This window comes from Klebsiella sp. BIGb0132, from assembly GCF_024810075.1.
GTDB lineage: Bacteria > Pseudomonadota > Gammaproteobacteria > Enterobacterales > Enterobacteriaceae > Klebsiella > Klebsiella terrigena.
This window is the reverse complement of record NZ_JANUDW010000001.1, coordinates 541285-561143: the sequence shown is the minus strand read 5'-3', so window position 1 is coordinate 561143 and position 19859 is coordinate 541285. Positions and strand designations below refer to the sequence as shown.

Here is a 19859-nt window from a genome sequence, read left to right as displayed (position 1 = left end):
CTTACTGACCCTCACGTTGTTCATTGCTGTTTTGATATGCCGATGATTGCTGGCGACGGAAAATGATGCTCAGGGTGATGATGGAGAGCAGGGCCATTGCCGCCAGCCAGTAGAATCCGCCGTTATAGCTGCCGCTGCGATCGCGGATCACGCCGATGACCCACGGGTTAACGACGCTGGCAATGCTGCCGAGGGCGTTAATCAGCGCGATGCTGCCCGCCACCACCGAGGCGGGGAAGAACTGCGCCGGCAGGCCCCAGAACACGGGCATCGCGCCGAAAAAGCCGAACGCCGAGCCGCAGAGGAACGCCATTTTGAGCAGTGAGTTATCGAACCACGCCACGCAGAGCAGCCCGAGGCATGAGATAAGCAGCGCGGCATAGTTAGCCAGCAGCCGTGAGCCGGGACGGTCGGCGATGCGCCCCAGTACCAGCATGCCAATCAGGCCGAAGATGTAGGGAATGATGGTGATAAAGCCGGTTTGCACGTGGCTTAAACCCGTTTCGCTGATGATTAACGGCAGGAAGGTGCTGACCGCGCCGTTGAGGTTAGCCAGCCCGTAGTAGGTGAGGCTGAATAGCAGCACCAGCGGGCTGAATAGCGCTTTGAGCAGGCCGCCGTGTCCGCGCGGCGGCAGCTTTTTTTGTTCCGCGGCGAGGGTGGCCATCAGCCAGCGCTGCTCCTCTGCTTCGAGGAATTTGGCATCTTTGGGCTTGTCGGGCAGCGCGAAGGGGACAATCAGCCCCAGAACGATGGCCGGAATGGCTTCGATCAGGAACATGATCTGCCAGCCGCTAAGCCCCATCCATCCGTGTAGCTCAAGCAGCAGGCTGGAAATCGGCGTGCCGATAATCAGCGCAATCGGGATGCCGGTCATGAAGGAGGCAATAATGCGTCCGCGCCAGGCGGCAGGGAACCACATGGTGAGGTAAAAGACGATCCCGGGGAAAAAGCCGGCTTCGGCGGCGCCGAGCAGGGCGCGCATGACGTAGAGGCTATTTTCGTTCCAGACGAAGATATGCGCGCCGGAAATAATCCCCCAGGTCACCATAATTCTGGCTATCCACCAGCGGGCGCCAATCCTCTCCATCAGCAGGTTTGAGGGCAGCTCAAGCAGCGCGTAGGGAACAAAAAACAGCCCTGCGGCCAGGCCAAAGCTTGCGGCGCTGAGGCCGATATCCGCATTCATGGTTAACGCGGCCACCCCGATATTGGCGCGATCGATAACGGCGATGACGTAGCAAGCAATCAGCAGCGGGATCAGCCGCCAGGAAAGTTTGCGTATAACCCTTTTTTCAATTTCAGAATCTGTGGTTTGCATGGTGTGTCCTGATGATGAGGTTATAAGTACCTAAGGTTCTTGTATACAAGTTCTGTTGTATTCATCTCCGGCCTGGAGTTCAACATCGTCATTAGCGAAATGAGATATGAAACGTTTCAGCAGGCGATTCTTGACCCGGCGCGATCGCTAACTCTGAGCGGGAGCGGTCAAAGTGTGGGGTGGGGTTTGGCGCCAGAAGCCGCAGCGCAGCCCGATGAGCCAGAGAAGCGGGAAGAACAGGCGTGGAGAAAGGAACGAAGAAGGACTGGAGAAGCTACGGCGAAGGCGCGGAGAGTGGCGCGGGCGATGAGCGGCTGGCGCCCGCAGATCGGCTGGCGCCAGCCGCTACTTCGCCGGAGCGTGGGGAAAGAGCAGCCAGAAGCGCGTTCGCCGCTGCCCGGAGCTTACGCCGCAGCGCCCCTGGTGCAGCTGCATAATTCCGCGCACGATAGACAGCCCCAGCCCGCTGCTGTTGTTCGAGGCGTGGCGGGCGCTGTCGGCGCGCCAGAAGCGATCGAACAGTCGCTCCTGCTGCTCCGGCGAAATCACCTCGCCGCGGTTGGTGACGCTAAGCAGCACGCCATCGGGCTGGTATTGCGCCTCAACCTGGACTTCGCTATCGCCGTCGGCGTAGCGAATCGCGTTATCGAGCAGATTGGCGACCGCCCGCCGGAGCAGGTCGGCATCGGCGGTGATCCCCCCGCTGGCGGAAAAGCGCAGGGCTATCCGCCGCTCTTCCGCCGGGCCTTCAAAATATTCCGCCAGCGGAAGCAGAACGTCATTCAGCGACAGCGTCGCTTTGTTAATCGCCTGGCTGGCGTTTTCCGCCCGGGCGAGGAACAGCATTTTGTCGATCATGGTGGAAAGGCGCACCAGCTCTTCAAAGTTGGAGCCCAGCAGCGCGGTGTAATAGGCTGCGCTGCGCTTTTGCGTCAGGGCGATTTCGGTCTGCCCCAGCAGATTGCCGATAGGCGTGCGCAGATCGTGGGCCATATCCGCGCTGACCTGGCTGAGCTGCTGAAAGCTGTTTTCCAGCCTGTCGAGCATCTTATTAAAGGCGCTGATAAGCGGCTGCAGCTCGGCCGGCGGGTTGGGCAGCGCGATACGCCTTCCCAGGTGACGTACGTCAATCGTCGAGGTCTCCTGGGCTAGGCGCTGCAAAGGGCGCAGGCTGCGCCGGGCAAACAGGGCGCTGAGCGCGACGGCCGCCAGGGCCGCGCACAGCGTGATCAGCGCGATCTGGCGCAGATAGCCGGCCTGGGTTTGCGTACGCTCGGTCATCAGCCTGCCGGTAATAATTTCCAGCTGGCGGGAGGGCGCGTGGCCGGTAACCGCCATTGCGGAAGCCGAGATAAAGGGCACGCCGCCCGGCGTCTGCTGGTGGTGCACGTCCTGGGGGACGATGGGCCGGCTGGCGGCCACCGGCACGATGTCCGGCAGCGGGCGCCTGCCCGGATTGACCTCAATCAGCGGCGGCTGCCCTGGAAAGCGCAGCACCAGCAGCGATTCGGTGTTGCCCAGCATGTTGGTAAACAAATGCGGCTTTTCGCGGATCATCCGCTGGACGTCCTCGTTAAGCACCAGCGTGCGGATTTGATCCAGGCGGTTGGTTAAGGCGATGTCGTCGCGGATGCTGAGCTGCTGGCAGAGGGAGCGGTAGAGCGCGGTACCGACGCCGAGCAGCACCAGCAGAACCGCGGCGCCCACCATCAGCGATAATCGGGTGCTGATCGACAGGCCCTTCATTTCTGCTCCTCGCAGCAGTAGCCCACGCCGTGAACGGTATGAATCAGCGGAAGGTCAAAGGGCGCATCGACCTTTTGCCGCAGACGGCGCACCGCCACGTCAACCACGTTGGTGTCGCTATCAAAATTCATGTCCCAGACCCGCGAGGCGATCAGGGTTCGGGTCAATACCTGCCCGGAGTTGAGCATAAAGAGCTGCAGCAGGTTGAACTCTTTATTGGTCAGGTCCAGCCGCACGCCGGCGCGCTCCACCCGCCGCGTGGTGATGTTGAGACGCAAATCGCCGACCGTCAGCTGCTCTTCGCGCTTCGCCTGTCCGCCGCGGCGCAGGGCGGTGCGGATGCGCGCCAGCAGCTCGGCAAACGAGAAGGGCTTGACCAGATAGTCATCGGCGCCGAGCTCCAGCCCTTTGATTTTGTCCTCGACGGTGCCTTTGGCGGTGAGGAAAATCACCGGGGTATCAAGCTGCTTGTCCAGCTGCGCCATCACCTCCCAGCCGTTCATCTGCGGCATCATCACGTCCAGCAGGATGAGATCGTAATGGTGCTCCCGGGCCATAAACAGCCCCTCCTGGCCGTTTACGGCAACGTCGACCACGTAGCCGGACTCGGTCAGGCCGCTGCGCATGTACTCACGCGCTTTGGGTTCGTCTTCTATCACCAGTATTTTCACCATGGCTCCTGAACGCGTTTCCCCGCGCAGCGGCAGCGACTCACTTCTGCGCGCCGTTGGCCGCCTGCTCAATCAGCGCGGCGACCTCTTTGGGATGAGACTGAAAAACGGAATGGCTGCCGTCAACTTCCACGGTATGGCTTTTCGCGCGTTTAGCGTACATGCGCTCCAGATCGGGGTTAATAATTTTGTCCGCTTTCGCCACCATATACCAGCTCGGCTTGGTTCGCCACGCGGCCTGCGTCACCACGGCAGCAAGCGAGGTCGGTGAGGTGGGGATTTGCGACTGGGCGCCAAACTGAGCCTGCTCGCGCGGCAGGTCGGCGGCAAAATCCTCCGGGAAGTAGCGAGGATCGAGCATCACGTAGCCGTCAGACGTCTTGATAAACGGGTGCGCGGAGTTGGGATATTTTTTGCTAACTTCTGCCCGGTTCTCTCCGGCATCCAGCGCGTGGGCGGCGATATAAACCAGCCCGGCCACCTTCGGGTCATTACCGGCCTGGGTAATAATCGCCCCGCCGTAGCTGTGGCCGACCAGAATGACCGGACCCTCCTGACGATCCAGAATACGCCGGGTGGCGGCGACATCGTCGGCAAACGAGGTCAGCGGCTCCTGCACCAGCGTGACCCTGTAGCCGTCGCGGCTCAGGATGTCGTAGACCGGCTTCCACCCGGAACCATCAACAAAGGCGCCGTGCACCAATACGATATTTTTCACCGGCGCGGCCTCGGCCGCGTGGCTGGCGCCGGCCATCATCATGGCCGCGGCGACAAGGCTCATTGCAGCTTTATGTTTTATTTTCATGCTCATTCTCTCCTCAACGGGGATTTGTTCGATGTGGGAGTGAGTGTAGCGAGAGGGTTCTGACAGGAAGGTGAGTCAGTTATGACAAAAAAATGACGGGCCGGGCGCGGGCCTTTGGCGCACGGGGAGAGGTGCGGAGGCAGACGTGGCTAAAGGCGCGCGGCGGCGTTTAGGGCCCTGTTCGTGACCCGGAGAGCCGCCTGGGGTTCACGGCATTACCGCGCGTGGCGACTTCAGCGCTCGCTGATACCAACGAGAAACAGGTTAACCAAATGTTCGATGCGCGACGGCGGCGAGCCATCCTGCTCCGCGGCCAGAGAGATTGCCGTGACGACATACACCAGATCGTCAAAGGTCACGTCGCGACGCAGGATGCCGGCCTGCTGCCCGCGGCGCAGCAGGCGCTGACCCTCTTCGGTTATCGCGTGGCAGCCGGGCGTCCCGCTTTGCAGAACCGTTCCGAGCGAGGCGGCAAGGCTGCGATAGAGAGTGGTGTTGGTCACCAGCTCTTCAAGGTAGAGGCGTACGGCGCTGCCCGCATCGACCTCGGCATCCCGGACGCGGCTGGCCTCAGCCAGCGACAGGAACCGCTCGCTGCAGGCGGCTGCCAGCAGGGCTTCACGGGTCGGAAAGCGCCGATAGAGCGTACCGATGCCGACGCCCGCCCGTTTCGCCACGTCCTCCAGCGACACGGCGGCGCCCTTGGTCAGAAAAATCTCTTCAGCGGCGGCAAGAATACGCTCGCGGTTGCGCAGCGCGTCAGCGCGCAGTATGGATTCGTCGTTCAATTTTCTCTCTCCCTTTGACAAGTGGAGGATACCTCCGTATTTTAAGTGGAGCAACACTCCACTTATTGTTTGAGAGGGCGATAAAATGACGAAGCGGTTTGAGAACAAGGTTGTGGTCATCACCGGCGGCAGCGACGGGATTGGCCTGGAGACGGCGAAACGGTTCGCCGCTGAAGGCGCCCACGTCTATATCACCGGGCGCCGGCAGGAACATCTTGCTGCCGCCGTGCGGGAGATTGGTAACGGTGCGGTGGGCGTGCAGGGGGATGTCGCCATCGCCGCCGATCTCGATCGACTCTACGCGCGGATCCAGCATGACCACGGCAGGGTGGACGTTGTCTTTGCCAATGCGGGGATTGCCGAAACGCAGCCGCTGGAGGCGATCGATGAAGCCCATTTCGACCGAATGTTTGCGGTGAATGTTAAAGGCCTGCTTTTCACCGTGCAGAAGGCGCTGCCGTTGATGGGCGCGGGAGGGGCGATCGTTCTCAACGGATCGGTTGCCGGCAGCAAAGGCTTTGCCGGCCAGTCGCTGTACAACGCGAGCAAGGCCGCGGTGCGCTCGTTCGCGCGAACCTGGACCAACGATCTGAAAGAGCGGGGCATTCGCGTCAATGTCGTCGCACCGGGCGGCACGGAAACGCCTCTGATGCGCGGCGTTCTTGACGCGCGTCCGGGATTTGAAGAGGCGCTGAATCAGCAGGTTCCGCTCGGCAGGCTGGGGCGGCCGGACGAAGTGGCTAAGGCCGTGCTGTTCCTGGCATCCGCTGAGAGCAGCTTTATTGCCGGCAGCGAACTCTTTGTCGATGGCGGCAGCCTCGCCGTTTAGCCGCCTGGCGCAGAGCCTTCGATAAAACAAAAGCGCGGGGAACGATCCGTGCTTCTGTTTTTATGGGACGCTATCTTTCAGTTTTATTACCACGGGGCCGCCTTTACGCACCCGAACGGCAATACATTTTATTTCGACCAGCAGGCCCGGATGGGCCAGACTCGTCACCTCTACGCAGGTCCATGCGCTTCTGCCTCGCGGGAAAAGGCCGTCCTTCACGCGGCGAAAGGTGCCCATATGTTCAGCCATATTGACGTGATAAGTGGTCATCTCCACCACGTCATCAAAGCTACAGCCCGCTTCGTTGAGCACTAATTCCAGGTTGCGCCAGCAGGCAATAAACTGCTGCTCCGGGTCGCTAATCACCTCGAGGTCGGCCGTGCGGCCCACCTGCCCGGCGCAGTACAGCGTGTTGCCGACCAGCACGGCGGGCACGTAGCCGGTGCGTTCCGAAAGCGTCCGCATGGTGGCGGGGATAATGAATGTTCTATCGGTCATGACGTCTTTAATCCTTCGTTGCGCGGCGGGCGGCTTGCGTTTGTCCTTCAGCCGCTGTTAGTATAGGAACCAATCGGTTTATAATCTAAGCCTCTTATCTGGGTTTATCAATGAAAAATCTGCCTGCTATCGGGCGTCCGCGGGAGTTTGAGCTTGAAGAAGCCGCCCGCGACGCGATGAACGTATTTTGGGATCTCGGCTATGAGGCGGCGTCGCTGCCGGATCTAATCGCCGGGACCGGCCTGTCGCGCGGCAGCCTTTACAAGGCGTTCGGCGATAAAAAGGGGCTGCTGCTGGCGGCGCTGGATCTCTATACCGCCGACGGGCTGAAGGCGACGGCGGATATTCTGTCGCAGCCCGGCTCCGTCGCCGAGGCGATCCGCGCCTCGCTGCTGCGCTATGCCGCGCTCTCATCGGGCGAGAAGGGGCGGCGCGGCTGCCTGGTGGTGTCGCTGACCACCGAAATGGCCGCGCGCGACGAGCAGGTGGCCGAGCGAACCGGGCGCATGTTCCGCCGGCTGCAGCAGCTCTACGCCGCGGCGATCGTGCGCGGTCAGATCGGCGGCGAGCTGCCCGAGTGCGATGAGCAGGCGATGGCGCGTTTCCTGGTTTGTCAGATTGAAGGTATGCGGGTGCTGGGCAAAACCGGCGCACGCGAAGAGGAGATGCTCGCCGTGGTTGATTGCACGATGCGCGTTATCGCGGGTTAAATTTTTATCTAATTTGGAACCGATTAGTTCCATTTGGAGGCCGTATATGTCCCACTTAAATCCTGACTCAGCCGAGCCTCACCGCTGGGCGATGTTTATTGTCCTGCTGGTGGGGGCCTTTTTACCGCCGCTGGATTTCTTCATTGTGAACGTGGCGCTGCCTTCTATTCAGGGGGAGCTGGGGACCTCGGCGTCGGCCGAGCAGTTCGTGATATCGTCCTATGCAGGATTGTATGCCGTGACGCTGATCACCGGCGGGCGGCTGGGCGACCTGTTTGGCCGCGGGCGGATGTTTTTCACCGGCTTGATTGGCTTTGCCGCGGCGTCGGCGCTGTGCGGTTTTGCCTGGTCACCCGGGGCGCTGATCGGCGGCCGCGTGTTGCAGGGAATCACCGCCGCGATTATGGCTCCGCAGGCGCTGGCGTCGATTCAGGCGATTTTCCCGGAAGCGGAAAAATCGCGTGCGCTCGGCCTTTACGGGGCGGTATTCGGCCTGGCATCGGTTATCGGCCAGGCGTTGGGCGGCATTCTGATCTCTTTAAATCTCTTTGATAGCGGCTGGCGGGCCATTTTCCTCGTCAACCTGCCGATTGCGCTACTGGTCCTGCTGTTCGGTATTCCACTAATCAAAGAGACTCGCGCGCGGCAGGCCCGCCGGTTAGACATGGGCGGGATGGCGCTCTCCGTCATCGCCCTGGGTCTGCTTATCGTGCCGCTGATCGAAGGCCGGGAAGCGGGCTGGCCGTGGTGGTCCTGGCTGGCGCTGGCGCTCACCCCGGCCGCCGCCTGTCTGTTCTGGCGCTATGAAAACCGGCTTGCGCGCCGGGGCGGCGATCCGCTCATCGACCCGATAATTTTTCGTCAGCCGGGCATGGGGCTCTCCCTGCTGTTGGCGCTGCTGTTCTACTCGATCGGCGTCTTTTTCCTGCTGTTTTCGATCTATTTACAGAGCGCTCTGCAGCAAAGCGTGCTGCGGGCTGGCCTGATCTTTCTGCCGTTCGGCATCGGTTTTTTGCTGGGCCCGCTGTCAACGCCGTTTGGCAGACGGATTGTCGGTCCTTACGTCAATCCCATCGGCATGGGGCTGGAAACGCTGGGTCTGCTCGGTTTTGCCGGGCTGATGATGACGACGGCGGACGGTATCCCGCCGGCGGCGGCTCCTCTGTCAGCGGCGCTGTTCATCATCGGCTTCGGCCAGGGGCTGGCGCTCCCGACGCTGATGCACATTATTACCGGCCGCGTTGCGCCGGCCTACGCCGGGATGATTGCCGGCGTGGTTAGCTCAACGCTGCAGCTCAGCACCGCCCTTAGCGTGGCGATTATTGGCGGCATTTTCTATGCCGTGCTGGGTTCTCGCGGCGATCCTGGTGCCATCACCCACGCGTTTATCGTCGCCGTTCTGTGCATCGCCTGCTGCCTGGCGGCCGGGGCAGGGTTGAGTATCAGCCTCGCCCGGAAGTCGGCGGCTGCGCTGAAGCTTAGCCAATCGAACGCATGAGTCATCCCGGCCGCGCTTAGGCGAATCCTGCTGCTGCGCGGCTATTTCAAAATCCCTTTAACAGAAGAGCATTATGAATACAGAGAATACGCAGGTTGTTATCTATGTCAGCTACCAGGGCCGCGCGGAGGATCGTTTCGATCGGCAATACTATGTTGACGGCCACCTTCCGCTGGTGATGAAGCTGTGGGAAAAATATGGCCTGGTCAGCGTGGCCGCCTTCTTCCCATTGCGGGAGCAGCCGGGAACCCTGGCCATTTGCGAATGCATTTTCCGCGACGAGGCGGCGGTGACCGCGGTATTTTCCTCGCCGGAAGTCGCCGAAGTGATGGCGGACGTGCCGCTGTTTACCGAGATCCACCCCGTGCGTATGCGGGCGCGTCCTCTTTGATTATGTAAATAAGCCACCTGCGGGCAGGTGGCATTCATCTACTTTGCGGAAATATTCAGAACCTTATGGGCGCGACGACAGGGGGCCGTATGCTCAGGCACAGGCCCAAAACCTGGCGCTCCAGACCCGCCGCCACTCGGTCAATTTATTTGATGCATTATGTTAAACAAACGATATTTATTCCCATCAGCGAATGCGTAAAGTAGACGTAAACCTCGGCAGGCGCTGATTTACGGCATCGCGGTTAATGCCGGCCTGCGGATAATTTCCCTGCAAACCAGGATCAATACGTCATGAAAAAGATTGGATTTTTGTCATTTGGCCACTGGACGCCGTCGGCGCAGTCCGCCACCCGCTCGGCGGCTGACGCGCTGCTGCAGTCCATCGATCTGGCGGTTGCCGCCGAAGAGCTGGGCGCGGATGGCGCCTATTTTCGGGTGCATCATTTTGCCCGTCAGCTCAGCTCGCCGTTTCCTCTGCTGGCCGCGATAGGCGCAAAAACCAGCAGGATTGAAATCGGCACCGGCGTTATCGATATGCGCTATGAAAATCCGCTCTATATGGCCGAGGATGCGGGGGCGGCGGATCTGATCTCCGGCGGTCGCCTGCAGCTTGGCATCAGCCGCGGCTCTCCGGAGCAGGTGATTGACGGCTGGCGTCATTTTGGCTACGTGCCCGCCGACGGAGAAAACGAGTCAGACATGGCGCGTCGTCATACCGAAGTGCTGCTGGACGTGCTGCGAGGGGAGGGGTTTGCCCAACCGAATCCGCAGCCGATGTTCCCCAACCCGCCGGGCCTGCTGCGCCCCGAGCCGTATGCCGAAGGGCTGCGCGAGCGTATCTGGTGGGGCGCGGGTTCCAACGCCACGGCGGTGTGGGCGGCGAAGCTGGGGATGAACCTGCAAAGCTCGACGCTGAAAGATGACGAAACCGGCGAGCCTTTCCATATTCAGCAGGCAAAACAGATCCGGGCATACCGCGAGGCCTGGGCGCAGGCGGGGCATTCCCGTACGCCGCGCGTCTCGGTCAGCCGCAGTATTTTTGCCCTGATGAACGATCGCGACCGGATGTATTTCGGTACAGGTCGGGATGACGGGGATACGATTGGCCAGCTTGATGAGAAAACGCGGGCGATTTTCGGGCGCAGCTATGCCGCCGAGCCGGACCGGCTGATCGAGCTGCTGAAGAGAGACGAAGCGATTGCCGAAGCCGACACCTTATTGCTGACCGTGCCGAATCAGCTGGGCGTGGATTACAACGTGCACGTTATTGAGTCGATCCTCAAACAGGTTGCGCCGGCGCTGGGCTGGCGCGACTAATAGGCGATCGCGCCAGCGCCCCGTGAGCCATGCGGGGCGTTAACCCCTACGGCTGAGCCGGCGGCTGGAGCTGATAGATCCACGCGGACAGGCGCCGACCATCGGCCGTCGTCACCTCAACTTCCACCCGGTCGTAGCCCTCTTCAAACTCGTCCAGCGCGGGCCAGAACTCCGCCAGCTTTGCGGACGCAAACAGATAGCCGTGGACCTGCGGCCCGCTTTCACTCAGGACGATCCCCGGAAAATCAGCGGCAGCGCCCCAGCCGCGCGCATAAAAGGTTCCGGTCACCGTGCCTGGCAGCCACTCTCCGCCGATATTTTCCAGAATATAGGCATTCGCGTGGCCCGGACGCAGCGTACCGTAGACAAATAAGCGTTCCATTATTCCTCATTAAGCAAGGTGATAAATTCCCCGGCGGGCGGGGGAGATAGCTCATACTGGCGGAATAATGACGTTTTTTAAAGCGCTACAGGCGGCTCAGCCGCTGAACGTTCAGACTCTCCAGCCTGCCGTCGAGGATCGCGAGAAAATCATCGTGGTAGGACATGGCGACGTGCTTTTTCAGATCCTCCTCTGACTTCCAGCGCTCGATAAAGATAAATGACGCCTTGCCCTCATTCTGCAGCTGGCGGACGTCGGCAATCGCCCGGCTTTCATGCAGATCGTACTGCAGACAGCCTGCTTCCTGATGCGTCAGGGGGACCATTTCCAGGGCAGCGGCCCTGACCGCTTCGATATGCTCAGGGAGCGGGGTTAGGGTGGCAATAATATTGACTTCGCTCATGGGGGCTCCTTCGACTCAGCGATAAGAATTCCCGGCTGAGCGAGCAAAAAGCGCAGCCCGGGAGTGAATTATTCAGCGTAGCGATGAATTGAGGGATCCACCAGCCGCGATGAAGAAGCGCGGTTCGCCGGAAAGGTTCAGAATTACCGTCACCTTTTGCTTGCCGTGAGATAAACGACGGCAGCAGGAGAGCAGCCACCCGGCCAAAGCGCGCATCGCTATTCCCCTGCCGGTCGGGCGGCCATTGAGGATAGATAATCTGATTTTTGCGGCTTTAGGATTTTTAGCACAACTTTATGATTGCTGATGATAAAAAAAAGGATATTATCGGGACTGTGAATGGATTGAATTTATCAGCTAGCGATTAGCGCCAATATATCATTTTTTCGTTCTCTGCCTGCCGCCGCTATCGTATTTTTTATCGTAAGTGAAATGCGAATTATTCGCCCTTATTTCCTTTAACGAATAACCCACCGTCTATCCTTTTAGCGCTGCAGGGAGTGAGAGTATGCTGTGTCGCAAAATAATTATCCCTGAAGCCGATCGGCTGTTGAACTATTGTTAATATTGTTATGAAATACGTTATTCAACATACCATTTATTATGATTCTCTGGAAGGAACGCTGCGCTCTGATAATACGGATGAGGATATCGTCACGTTGACGAAAACGGCCTCGGCATTATTATCCGTATTACTTGATAACGACGGGGTGATGACCCGCGAATTTCTGCTGACGCACGTCTGGGAAAATCAAGGACTAAGCGGCAGTTACAACAATCTTAATCAGTATCTGAGCATATTGCGCCGCGTTTTTCGGCGCTATGGGCTTGACGATATTATTATTTCGCTGCCGCGCCTCGGTGTGCAGCTGAATCCCGATATCCACGTTAGCCGAGCGGCTAATGCACCGGTGAATATTGCCGAAATTATTCCGCCAGAAGCGGATGCGCTACCGCTAACAGAAACGCCCGCGGCGGGCGCCAAAGCGCGTCGCGCAGCAAAAAAACCGTATGTCTGTCGCTATTGTTATCATATTGTCCCCGGCGTGATTCTCTTAGTCCTCTCTTTTATTATCCTCTTTTATCTCGTCGACTCCTCTGCCTCCTCGCCGGCGCCCTATCTGAGCGCGCTGCCGGTGCCGAACTGCCGCGTCGATGCTTTAGAAAATGTGCAGAACAAATGGCGACCGGTGATTGCCGATGATTTTTCCCGCGTACGGCGGAGCCTGTCGCTGGCGTGTAATGAATACCATCATTTCTTTTTTTATTATGACGCCAGACTTAAAAAGGGCGGGATGGGGAATACCTTGCTGTCGCAGTGTATTCCGCGAGGCGATAACCCTGACGGCTATTGTGATAGCTATTTTTTCTATAACTGGAAGGACCATGAGTCATAAAAGCATAACGTTCCTTGGGCTCTCTATTGCTATCTTCACCCTCAGCAGCGCGGCTCTGGTCTGGCAGTGGCTGGATAAAAGTGACGATACTTTTCGCTGCTCGGGCGATTTGTCGATATATCAGGATAACGTCTCCTTACCGCTAATTAAGGGCCGGCTGTCTATTACCTTTGAGCCGGGGGGAAAAGGATATATTCGCATGGACGGTATTTCCCACCTGCAAACGGAAAAGGCGGCGCTGCATCGTTTTATCTTTTTTGATTATCGGGTTGGACCATCGCCGTTCGGCGATGACTATATTATGGAAAACTATCGTATTGTTCGGGCTCCGGCCGACGCCTCGGCTGACAAGACGTTTCTTGGTCTGGTCAATATCATCAGCCTGGGTTCGCAGAAGCTGCGAGTTCGGGTGCGTAAACTCAATCCGAGAACCAACCTGATCGGTTCAGTTAACTCCCCTCTGCTGGTTTGCACCTCCTATTAAGCCTTTTTGTCCGCAGCCTCCCTCTTTAGCGTCCGGAGGAGGCGCGGCGTTCCCTTCATAAATATTTCATGCCCGTCAATGACCCATTGCGCTGGGGGATACGCCACGTAATGCCCCGGGGTTTCTCGGTATAAAAAGCTTAATATTTCTTAAATATGGTTGTGATTTGGAGTTTTTAAATAAATATAGCATTACAATTAGAATAATGTTTTGCGTGTGGCTTCCTGTTGGCATAATGAGCGCAACAAGGAGGTGATGCATGATGTATATCCTGTCGGATGACGATTTTTTTTCGCTTGGCGTAAGGTCTGTATTCAGAAAAGCAGGTGAAGAGGTGTCCGTTCTGCTGTTTGATCGGGATAGCTGGCGGACGCAGGTGTCGAAGATCGATGATGGCGATATTCTCCTGCTGGCCGTTGATTTTATTGATGTGGTTAACGAAATCCTCCAGGGCGTCTCTGGAAAAGATATCAAGATTTGTTTGTTTATTAATAGCGCCAGCGGATACGACAGCTTTACCGGCGCGCAGGGGATTGTTTCCCGAGGTATCCCGCTTAATCTTATCGTCTGGGCCGTTAATCGGGCGGTGAGAAAAAATGCCTTACGCCGGATCACCGAAAGGCTGACGCCTGCAGAACGCGTGGTCATGGACCAGCTGGCGACGGGATTAACCGTTTCACAGGTGGCGACGTGCCTGAATGTGGGTGAAAAAACGGTATATAGCCATAAGCGACGGGCCACCGAACGAATGGGTATCAATAAATTAAAGGCGCGCTCAGTACTTATTTATGACTGCGTCAAGCATCTTTTTTCGCACCCGGCGGTTGATGACTGCGTAAAGGTTTAATGGCCTGTGATGCCTGGTGCTGAATAATAAAATCAGCGATTAAGCGCTGCTATAAATTATGCAGCTGGCAGCCTGTTTTCTGAGGGGAGTCGCTGTAAATATCAGCTTCTATATTCGTCGAAGTGCGTAAGTTAATTCTGAGTTGCTCTCGACGGCTGTGCGGGAAATAAAAGCTGAACCTTATATAAAATCTATCCCATGCGGCATGAAGCTATGTCTGTAAGCGGTAGTGGTGAGCCTGGAGAAAAATCTCGGGTGAATGTTATCAATAAAAGGAGTTTTATAATATGAAACTGAAAAGTGCAATGGTTTCCGCCGCCGTGACAACGGCATTAATGGCCTCATCCGCGTTGGCAGTTGACGGCACGATTAATTTCCAGGGAGAACTGGTGGCCAGCACCTGTGATATTACGGTGGATGGTATGGCTTCTCCGGCAACCGTAGTTCTGCCTACCGTATCGGCAGCAAGCCTGGCGGCAGCTGGCTCAACCGCAGGCAAAACCCAGTTTGATATCGGGCTGACAAACTGTCAGGGCGTGACCAGCTCCACCACAGCAGCGGCGTTCTTTGAAAACGGCTCTACGGTCCATACCAGCACCTTCAACCTGATTAACACCGATACCAGCGGCGCTGATAACGTTCAGCTGCAGCTGCTGGACGCGACTACCAGTACGGCGATTAACGTCGGTAACAGCAATCAGAAAGCGAATACCAGCCGCATTAGCGCCGATACTCCGTCGGTGGTGCTGCCGTATGCCGTTCAGTACTACTCGATGGGTGCGGCGACCGCTGGCAATGTGCAAAGTCAGGTCAACTTCAGTATCGACTACGACTAATTGCACGATGCGGTTGAATACAAGACGGCGGCATTTATGCCGCCGCTATAGATAGCGGAAGAATATGATGAAAAGGAATTTACTTTGCGCCCTGGCGCTATTATCGCTCGCCAGCTTTGTGCTCCCGGCTAACGCTACGGTGGTTATTACCGGCACGCGGATTATCTATCCGGCAGCGGAAAAAGAAGTGTCGGTGAAGATGAATAATAACGGTTCCTCGCCGGTGCTGGTCCAGTCGTGGATCGATGATGGCGATCGCGATTCGACGCCAGAAACGGCCAATGCCCCCTTTTTTATTACCCCGCCGGTGAACCGCGTTAACGCCGGTCGCGGCCAGGTATTACGCCTTCGCTATACCGGCGAAGCGCTGCCTCAGGACAAGGAATCCGTTTTCTACCTTAACGTCCTGGAAGTCCCTCCAAAGGTAAAAAGCAGCGAAGGAAAGAACATGCTGCACATGGCCTTCCGTTCGCGCCTGAAGCTCTTTTTCCGCCCGGCCGGGCTCACCGGTAGCGCGCTTGAAGCGCCGGATAAGGTGACCTGGAGCCGGTCCGGAAACCGCGTCTCAACCCATAACCCAACGCCTTTTCATATCACCGTCGCGCTCTTCACCGAAGACCTGAAAGGGGAAATTCCGATCGGCGAGGGCGGCATGATTGCTCCTGGCAGCACCCGAACCTTTACGCTCGGCAAATCTTCGACCCGATTCTATCCGGTCATTATCAATGACTATGGGGCTATGAAGGTCATAAAACCGCAGGGAAATCGATAACGGATAGCGCCCGGCCCCTTCTCCGGGCGGGTAATGACGGGATAAACGGAGCATATTCATGTCTGACAGACCGGTACTCAGGCCATTAGCCGCTGCCATCGCCTTATTTGCGGGCCAAACCGGTGCGGAAGAGGTTGAGTTCAACACCGCCTTTATGAGCCCTGGCAGCCAGCAAAAAATCGATATCAGCCGCTATGAGCGCGGTCTGGCGGTCCCCGGCGTTTATCGGGTCAGGATCCTGGTGAACGGCGTATCGCGCGGCGTCCACGACGTCACGGTTCAGCATGACGGCCCGGTACGCCACGCGACGCAGCTGTGCCTGGCGGCCCGTACGCTGAATCAGCTCGAACTGGATGTCGACAAGCTGGAGCCCGCAGCTGGCGAGCGGCTACGGCACAGCGAGCCCGATACCTGCCTGCCGCTGAAAGAGATTATCCCTCAGGCTACGCTTGCTTTTGAGGCTGGCGAACAGCTGGATATTGATATTCCCGGTCTCTACTTACAGCATAATCCGCGCGGCTATGTGAACCCTGAGCGTTGGGATCGCGGCATTACCGCCGGCATGCTGAGCTACAACGCTAACTACTACGGCTCGCAGAACCACGCCAGCAATATGGATAGCGCCTACCTTGGCCTAAACAGCGGTTTTAACCTCGCGGGCTGGTACCTGCGGCATAACGGCAGCTGGAGCTGGAGCAACAGCACCGGCAGCAGCTATCAAACCCTTGATACCTACCTCCAGCGGGATATCCCGGCGATTGAGGGGCGCCTGACCCTCGGCGACACCAGCACCAGCGGAGAACTGTTCGATACCCTGGCGTTCCGCGGACTGCAGCTGGCAAACGAGACCCTGATGCGGCCAAATTCGCAGCGCGGCTATGCGCCGCTCATTCGCGGAAACGCGCGCACCAACGCCAGGGTGCAGGTGATGCAGCAGGACCGCCTGCTGTACGAGACCACCGTCCCGCCGGGCGACTTTGAGATAAACGATCTTTACCCCACCGGCTACGGAGGCGAGCTGGAGGTCGTTATCCTCGAAGCCGACGGAACGACACAGCGTCAGACTATCCCGTTTGCGCCGACCAGCAACCTACTGCGGCCGGGCATGAGCAACTATAGCGCCACGCTGGGCAAGCTCAGAAAAGGGTGGATCGGCAACGAGCCGCTGCTGGGTGAGGTAACCTGGCAGCGGGGGCTGAACAACTTTCTTACCGGCTACCTCGGCCTTCAGGGAAATAAAGATTATCAGGCCGCACAGCTGGGCTCCGCGCTGGGCACGCCGGTAGGGGCATTCTCTCTCGACGTGACCCATGCCAAAGCGTCGCTGGCAGAGGAGATGAGCGGGCGCAAGGAGATGAGCGGACAGAGCTATCAGCTGAAGTATAGCCAGCATATCCAGCGCACCAACAGCCACGTTAGCCTGGCGGCGTACCGCTTTTCTACCGCCAGCTATCTTGACTACGTCACCACCATGCAAATTCGCGAACAGCAAAGCCGGGGGGATAACAGCGACCTGATCCAGCGGCCAAAAAGCCGCCTCGGCATCACCGCGACGCAGATCCTGGCGGAAGGCTGGGGGAGTTTTTACCTCAACGCCTACCAGCAAAACTACTGGAACACCGGCACCCGCGATCGCCAGTATCAGCTGGGTTACAACAATCGCCTGGGGAAATGGAGTTACAGCATCAGCGCCAGCCGGACCCGCAACGGCAGCAACGACTTTGAAAACCGCTACATGCTGAACGTCAGCATTCCGCTAGGCAGCGAAGGGCCGTTCCGCCAGATGTCGGTAAATATGAGCCGCGAACCGAAAGGCGTCATGCGTGAGCAGGTCAATATGAGCGGATCGGCGCTGGCCGATAGCGCCCTAAGCTATAGCCTCTCCGGGTCCGGTTCGAATAAAGGCGGGTCGCCTGGCGTTTCGGCCAGCAGCGCGCTGCGTACGGTGAACTCGACGCTGCAGGCCTCCGCCGGCAGCGGGAAAAACTACCACAACTACTCGCTGGGCATGAGCGGAGCGGTTATCGCCCACGGCGGCGGGCTGACGCTTACGCCCTACAGCGGAGACACCCAGGCGCTGGTGGAGGCAAAAGGCGCCAGCGGCGCGGCGGTTAGCGGCTATCCCGGGGTCCGAATTGATGACGCCGGCTATGCGATTGTGCCCTATCTGAACGCCTATCAGATCAATGAAATCAGCATCGATCCGAAAGGCCTGTCGCAGGACATCGCCCTCGATGACACCAGCCAAAAGGTGGTGCCGTACAACGGCGCGGTGGTGAAGCTGCGTTTCAATACCACTCAAGGTCGTGCGGTGATGATCCAGCTGCAGGGTAACGATGCGCTGCCTTTCGGCGCCGACGTGCTGGACGAACAGCAGAACGTGGTGGGCGTCGTAGGGCAGGGGAAACGCGCGTTTGCTCGGCTGGAAAACGACGCGGGCAAGCTGACCGTCCGCTGGGGTGGCGCCGAGGATGAACGCTGCCGGATAACCTACCGGCTGCCCGCCAAAGGCCCGGATATGACCGTGATGACGGCACTCTGTCGCTAACGCCGCGACGCGGTCCGCAGGATTAAGAATTAAGGATGAATGATGATGATTTTACGCTTACTGATACTGCCGCTGCTGTGCCTGTGGTCGGCAAACGCGCTGGCAACGGGCTGCTACGTGGCGCTGGGAAGCATTGTGAATAAAGAGAGCTCGCTGGGGAATGTGACTATCTCCGTGCCGCCTGACGTGCCGATGGGGACGGAGGTCTACCGCATCCGCGCGGTGAGCCCGACAGAAGCCGGCGACGCGGGGATTATTTGCTCTGCGTTGGAGCCGGTGTACTGGTATTTTGATTACGGGGACATCATGTACCCCGAGTCCGCGGCGGCGAGTCCCTACGGCGGGCGGATGTTTGAGACCAATATTCCCGGGATCAGCGTGGTCTATCTGGCCAGCGGCGTTGTCTCCAGCGGCGGCTATACCCGAGGTTTTCCCTATCAGCACGCGCCCGGACCCTACTCCGATATATTTTTGAAAAATAACCCGGTAGTCAAAGAGTTTGCTCTGATTAAAACGGCAGAGGTCCAGCCGGGGATCATCACCGGTGCCAGCCTGCCAACGGCGGTATTTTCGGGCGGACAAAGCGGGGATATGCATGAATTTTTAAAATATCGCTTCACCGGCCACATCACCGTTACCGTACCGACCTGTCAGATAGAGTCGCCCAATCGGGTCGTGCCGATGGGGCGTCATTTTATCGGCGGCACGTTTAGCGGCATCGGGTCGGCGACGGAGTGGCAGGATGCCAGCATTCGACTGATCAACTGCCCGACCTTTTACGGCAACCGCGGGCGGCCTGAGGGGCTGACCTCGTACGGCGTGGCGCCGGCGAGGGCCAACGGCTGGGCGCTATCGCTGCAGCCAGTATTTGGCACCATTGACGACGAGCGCGGGATTATCAGCCTTGATAGCTCGGCGGCGGGCAGCGCCAGCGGAGTGGGGATCCAGCTCTCTACCGCGCAAAACGAGGCCGCGTTCATCAGGCTAAATCAGGAGCTGAGCGGCGACTTTCCCCTTGACGGCAGCGCGTCGGTGACCGTGCCGGTCTACGCCCGCTACATTCAGACCGAAGCCAGCGTCCAGCCGGGCCGGGCCGACAGCAGCATTATTTACCGACTGGAGTACCGCTAGCTTGGGCGATGCCGGGCTACACCGGATACTGGGTGTTGTGATGGGCGTTGCTCACCAGGCGATTTATTTTCAGGTACGCCATGCAGTGCAGAATACCTTTATCGTTGATGTTGGCTAAACCAAAGCGGGTGAACACTCTTTTCTTGAGGTTATAGAGGTTAAAAAGATTAAGGTTAAATATTTCAACCGCCGCCTGCGTCGAGGTGCCGCTATAAAGGGCTTTAAAAATAGCGTAGGTATTATCAGAAACTTTTCCCGGAGAAGGGTAGCATCTTATTTTGCTGCTGACGGCGAGGATCTCATGCAGCGTTGAGCGGGAGCATATTCGCAGCGGATAGGATGCGGCCATATCGTGCTCGAATTCAGAATCGACCATAATGACAATATGGCTGGAAATGAGCGCCAGGCGGCTGAGGATAGCCATTCTTGTTGCTTCATTGTAAATGAAGATAATAATCCCCGCATTACGGGCGATCTCATGCT

General features: G+C 58.2%; 21 protein-coding genes. 12 read left to right on the top strand and 9 right to left on the bottom strand.

What is annotated here, in order from left to right; translation table 11 throughout:
- Nucleotide 1: 1 nt before the first annotated feature.
- From M2416_RS02595 to M2416_RS02575, 5 genes are all read right to left on the bottom strand, one after another.
- Nucleotides 2–1321, bottom strand: coding sequence for an MFS transporter (locus tag M2416_RS02595; RefSeq protein ID WP_076945119.1), 1320 nt, complete (start codon nt 1319–1321; stop codon nt 2–4).
- A 345-nt stretch (nt 1322–1666) separates the two neighbouring features.
- On the bottom strand, nt 1667–3067 hold the full coding sequence (locus M2416_RS02590) for a heavy metal sensor histidine kinase (RefSeq protein ID WP_259221933.1): 1401 nt from the start codon (nt 3065–3067) through the stop codon (nt 1667–1669).
- Complete coding sequence (locus M2416_RS02585; RefSeq protein WP_259221931.1) at nt 3064–3738, bottom strand: heavy metal response regulator transcription factor; 675 nt, start codon at nt 3736–3738, stop codon at nt 3064–3066. The genes M2416_RS02590 and M2416_RS02585 overlap by 4 nt, the downstream gene beginning before the upstream one ends.
- Nucleotides 3739–3778: 40 nt before the next feature.
- Nucleotides 3779–4549, bottom strand: a complete 771-nt coding sequence (locus M2416_RS02580; protein WP_374761779.1) for an alpha/beta hydrolase — start codon at nt 4547–4549, stop codon at nt 3779–3781.
- A 227-nt stretch (nt 4550–4776) separates the two neighbouring features.
- Nucleotides 4777–5331, bottom strand: coding sequence for a TetR/AcrR family transcriptional regulator (locus tag M2416_RS02575; protein ID WP_259221927.1), 555 nt, complete (start codon nt 5329–5331; stop codon nt 4777–4779).
- Nucleotides 5332–5416: 85 nt separating this feature from the next.
- Here M2416_RS02575 and M2416_RS02570 point away from each other — a divergent pair, with 85 nt between their 5' ends.
- Nucleotides 5417–6160 carry a glucose 1-dehydrogenase gene (locus tag M2416_RS02570; RefSeq protein ID WP_076945123.1) on the top strand — a complete coding sequence of 248 codons (744 nt, stop codon included), beginning with the start codon at nt 5417–5419 and terminating at the stop codon, nt 6158–6160.
- Nucleotides 6161–6220: 60 nt separating this feature from the next.
- Here the strand turns inward: M2416_RS02570 and M2416_RS02565 are convergent, their stop codons facing one another.
- Nucleotides 6221–6658, bottom strand: coding sequence for a RidA family protein (locus tag M2416_RS02565; RefSeq protein ID WP_076945124.1), 438 nt, complete (start codon nt 6656–6658; stop codon nt 6221–6223).
- Nucleotides 6659–6768: 110 nt separating this feature from the next.
- Here M2416_RS02565 and M2416_RS02560 point away from each other — a divergent pair, with 110 nt between their 5' ends.
- The 4 genes from M2416_RS02560 to M2416_RS02545 all read left to right on the top strand — a co-directional run bounded on the left by M2416_RS02560 (nt 6769) and on the right by M2416_RS02545 (nt 10576).
- Entirely contained in the window at nt 6769–7368 is a 600-nt protein-coding gene (locus M2416_RS02560; protein WP_076945125.1) for a TetR/AcrR family transcriptional regulator, read from the top strand.
- A 46-nt stretch (nt 7369–7414) separates the two neighbouring features.
- Nucleotides 7415–8866, top strand: coding sequence for an MFS transporter (locus M2416_RS02555; protein WP_259221923.1), 1452 nt, complete (start codon nt 7415–7417; stop codon nt 8864–8866).
- A gap of 73 nt (nt 8867–8939) precedes the next feature.
- Nucleotides 8940–9257, top strand: coding sequence for an EthD family reductase (locus tag M2416_RS02550; RefSeq protein ID WP_076945127.1), 318 nt, complete (start codon nt 8940–8942; stop codon nt 9255–9257).
- A 293-nt stretch (nt 9258–9550) separates the two neighbouring features.
- Nucleotides 9551–10576, top strand: a complete 1026-nt coding sequence (locus M2416_RS02545; protein ID WP_076945128.1) for an LLM class flavin-dependent oxidoreductase — start codon at nt 9551–9553, stop codon at nt 10574–10576.
- A 46-nt stretch (nt 10577–10622) separates the two neighbouring features.
- On the opposite strand, the gene M2416_RS02540 is transcribed toward M2416_RS02545, so the two are convergent.
- On the bottom strand, nt 10623–10958 hold the full coding sequence (locus tag M2416_RS02540; RefSeq protein WP_045854744.1) for a gamma-glutamylcyclotransferase family protein: 336 nt from the start codon (nt 10956–10958) through the stop codon (nt 10623–10625).
- A gap of 85 nt (nt 10959–11043) precedes the next feature.
- Nucleotides 11044–11361, bottom strand: coding sequence for a putative quinol monooxygenase (locus tag M2416_RS02535; RefSeq protein ID WP_259221919.1), 318 nt, complete (start codon nt 11359–11361; stop codon nt 11044–11046).
- Between the two features lie 572 nt (nt 11362–11933).
- Here M2416_RS02535 and M2416_RS02530 point away from each other — a divergent pair.
- The 7 genes from M2416_RS02530 to M2416_RS02500 all read left to right on the top strand — a co-directional run bounded on the left by M2416_RS02530 (nt 11934) and on the right by M2416_RS02500 (nt 19376).
- Nucleotides 11934–12758, top strand: coding sequence for a winged helix-turn-helix domain-containing protein (locus M2416_RS02530; RefSeq protein WP_259221917.1), 825 nt, complete (start codon nt 11934–11936; stop codon nt 12756–12758).
- Entirely contained in the window at nt 12748–13242 is a 495-nt protein-coding gene (locus M2416_RS02525; RefSeq protein ID WP_259221916.1) for a hypothetical protein, read from the top strand. The genes M2416_RS02530 and M2416_RS02525 overlap by 11 nt, the downstream gene beginning before the upstream one ends.
- Nucleotides 13243–13501: 259 nt before the next feature.
- Entirely contained in the window at nt 13502–14089 is a 588-nt protein-coding gene (locus M2416_RS02520; RefSeq protein WP_259221913.1) for a helix-turn-helix transcriptional regulator, read from the top strand.
- A 287-nt stretch (nt 14090–14376) separates the two neighbouring features.
- Nucleotides 14377–14925, top strand: coding sequence for a fimbrial protein (locus tag M2416_RS02515; RefSeq protein WP_259221911.1), 549 nt, complete (start codon nt 14377–14379; stop codon nt 14923–14925).
- Nucleotides 14926–14992: 67 nt separating this feature from the next.
- Entirely contained in the window at nt 14993–15697 is a 705-nt protein-coding gene (locus tag M2416_RS02510) for a fimbrial biogenesis chaperone (protein WP_259221910.1), read from the top strand.
- Nucleotides 15698–15755: 58 nt separating this feature from the next.
- The gene (locus tag M2416_RS02505; RefSeq protein WP_259221909.1) at nt 15756–18245 is read left to right on the top strand and encodes a fimbria/pilus outer membrane usher protein; all 2490 of its coding nucleotides are present in this window, start codon (nt 15756–15758) and stop codon (nt 18243–18245) included.
- 42 nt (nt 18246–18287) lie between these two features.
- Nucleotides 18288–19376 carry a fimbrial protein gene (locus M2416_RS02500; protein WP_259221907.1) on the top strand — a complete coding sequence of 363 codons (1089 nt, stop codon included), beginning with the start codon at nt 18288–18290 and terminating at the stop codon, nt 19374–19376.
- A 16-nt stretch (nt 19377–19392) separates the two neighbouring features.
- Here the strand turns inward: M2416_RS02500 and M2416_RS02495 are convergent, their stop codons facing one another.
- Nucleotides 19393–19800, bottom strand: coding sequence for a hypothetical protein (locus tag M2416_RS02495; protein ID WP_259221905.1), 408 nt, complete (start codon nt 19798–19800; stop codon nt 19393–19395).
- Nucleotides 19801–19859: the final 59 nt, after the last annotated feature.